Annotated in this window: 2 protein-coding genes and 1 pseudogene; all 3 read right to left on the reverse strand. The window is 36.4% G+C overall.

The features are described from left to right. Positions 1-583, reverse strand: a 583-nt coding sequence (locus RMR19_RS18480; protein ID WP_310604979.1) for a CapA family protein, incomplete at its 3' end; no start/stop codon positions are given. A 12-nt stretch (positions 584-595) separates the two neighbouring features. Beyond that, entirely contained in the window at positions 596-2053 is a 1458-nt protein-coding gene (locus RMR19_RS18485; RefSeq protein WP_310604980.1) for an aminoacyl-histidine dipeptidase, read from the reverse strand. Between the two features lie 170 nt (positions 2054-2223). Next, a pseudogene (locus RMR19_RS18490) lies at positions 2224-2670 on the reverse strand (DUF711 family protein); the annotation flags it as partial.

The raw sequence follows: 2670 nt of genomic DNA on the forward strand, positions 1-2670 counted from the left end.
CTGTTCCAAAATCTAGTATATGATTATTCGCTAATGAAACAATATCCACACCCATTTCTTTAAGAATAGAGCATCTTGCTGGATCTGCACGAAATGTATACTGCTTATTTTCCATCTGCGTTCCCCTTGTACTAAAAGGAAATTCCAAATTCACCATCGTGATATCAGCAGAATTCATCTTTTCTAGTAAATCCGTCGAAAGGATTGAGGTAATTCCATTTCCTGAATCATATTTGTTCAGTGGAGATGCTGAAAACAACACATCTCCTGTAACTTCCATAAGTATCGGTTTTCGTGTTACAACTTCTTGTTGTAACTCTTCTGTTGGTATTTCATCATTACTCACTGATAAAAAACGCAAAGATTCGTTTAGCGAGGTCTCCATTTTTTGTGCAAACGACTGCGTAAATAGGAGCTCTGGTTCATCTATACTATTATTACTTTGTGGAGCAAATGAACTGTTCAAATATACGTATACTACTGCAACAAATATTACTGCAAGCGCAATCACATCAAACAATAACAGCTTATATAATCGACTTCTCTTCACAGGTCTTCCTCTCTTACTTTCCTCTTGTAACATGTTCTATTCATCTTACAAAATTGCTTCAAGCACAGCAATTACATAATCGTATACACGTTTTGTTGAGCTAATGCACAATCTCTCTTTCGGAGTATGAATATCTGCCATATCTGGTCCAATCGCAACAATATCAAGATCTTCCATCTTTTCCGATATAATACCACATTCTAAACCAGCATGAATTGCTGTCACTACTGGCTCATAATTATATTGTTTCTTGAATACATCCGTTAATAAATCACGGAATTTCGACTCTTTCCTATATTCCCATGCTGGATATTCTCCATCCATAAGATAATCTGCTCCAATTGATTTTGCTAGTAATGCAAGGCGATCTGATACATAGTGCTTATAAGAGTTAATAGAACTACGAACGGAATAATGAAATTCCATCTTATCATTCACAACACGCAATATCCCCATATTGACAGAGCTTTCAACTAGGCCTTCTATATCTGAGCTCATTACTAACACACCATATGGTGCAGTCACAAGCATATATATGATTTTATCTGTGCATTCTTTTTTAATTTTCTTTCCAATTGAGTCCTTGCATATCGTTACTTCTACTTTTGCATCTGGCTCACTTGCAAGAAGCTCTTTTTTGATATCTTCAGCGATATCCTCTACCTTCTTCTTTATCTCTTCAATACAAGCAGCAGCTACAACGATCTTAGCAACTGCCTCACGAGGTATCGCATTGTGTTTATTCCCACCTTGCATATCTGCTAGTGCATACTCTTTTGATTTTCCAAGCTGCATTAGGATTCTACCCAACATAACGTTTGCATTTGTTCTATTCTTATGGATTTCTGCACCAGAATGGCCACCTTGCAATTCTGAAATTGCAATGGATAGTATCCCTTCTCCGTCTACAACATCTTCATATTGTAATGGCAAAGTAACCGTACCGCCTAAACCTCCAGCAGAGCTGCAAAGAATAACTCCTTCATCTTCTGAATCAAGATTTAGCATATACTTTGCTTTTAAATTCGTTGTATCAAGTCCGATAATGCCATCCATTCCTGTCTCTTCGTCCGTTGTAATAATTACCTCTAAACGTGGATGTTTCAATGTATTATCTGAAAGTATCGCTAACGCATATGCTACAGCTACACCATCATCTCCACCTAATGTCGTTCCATTCGCACGAATATAATCACCATCTATAACTAATTCTAAACCTTCTTTTTCAAAGTCATGATTACACCATGATTCTTTCTCACAAACCATATCCATATGCCCTTGTAAGATTACCGAAGGTGCATTCTCATAACCACTTGTTGCCTCTTTTATCATAATCACGTTCAAAACTTCATCTTGAATATACTCGATATTATGCTCCTTAGCAAAGTTTACAAGATAAGCACTAATTGCCTGCATATTTCCTGAACCTCTTGGAATTGCACTTATTTCTTCAAAGTATTTGAATATATTTTTATAATCAATTTCAGCTAACACTCTATTCATTCTAATAACCCTGCCTTTCTTATAACATACAACCTTTAGTATACCTTTTTTCTTATTATATTATTACCGCTTGGAAATTTCAAGAAATACAGATAAAGCCTAAAAGGAACTACTAGATAACTTATCGCAGTCCTCTAACAGCTCCTTTTATATTTATTCTATACTTTTCTCTAGTTTTTAAAACTATGGATTGGCGCAGGGATTCTTCCGCCACGATTAATGAAGTTATCGCAACTTGCTTGATTAACTGGCATAATTGGTGCATATCCAAGTAATCCACCAAATTCAGCTGTATCGCCTACTTTTTTACCGATTACAGGAATCAAACGTACTGCTGTTGTTTTTTGATTAACCATACCGATTGCCATCTCATCTGCTATAATGCCAGAGATTGTTGTTGCTTTCGTATCTCCAGGAATCGCTATCATATCAAGACCTACAGAACATACGCAAGTCATTGCTTCTAACTTTTCTAACGTTAACATACCGGCTTGTACTGCATTAATCATACCTTGGTCTTCACTTACAGGAATGAATGCACCACTTAAACCACCTACATAAGAAGATGCCATTACGCCACCTTCTTAACTTGGTCATTTAGTAATGCTAATGCTGCT

This window comes from Anaerosporobacter sp. (genome assembly GCF_031551385.1).
GTDB lineage: Bacteria > Bacillota > Clostridia > Lachnospirales > Lachnospiraceae > Anaerosporobacter.

What these genes read in the sequence shown, in the direction of transcription:
- RMR19_RS18485 (WP_310604980.1), bottom strand. Translation starts at nt 2,053, where the DNA reads ATGAATAGAGTGTTAGCTGAAATTGATTATAAAAATATATTCAAATAC.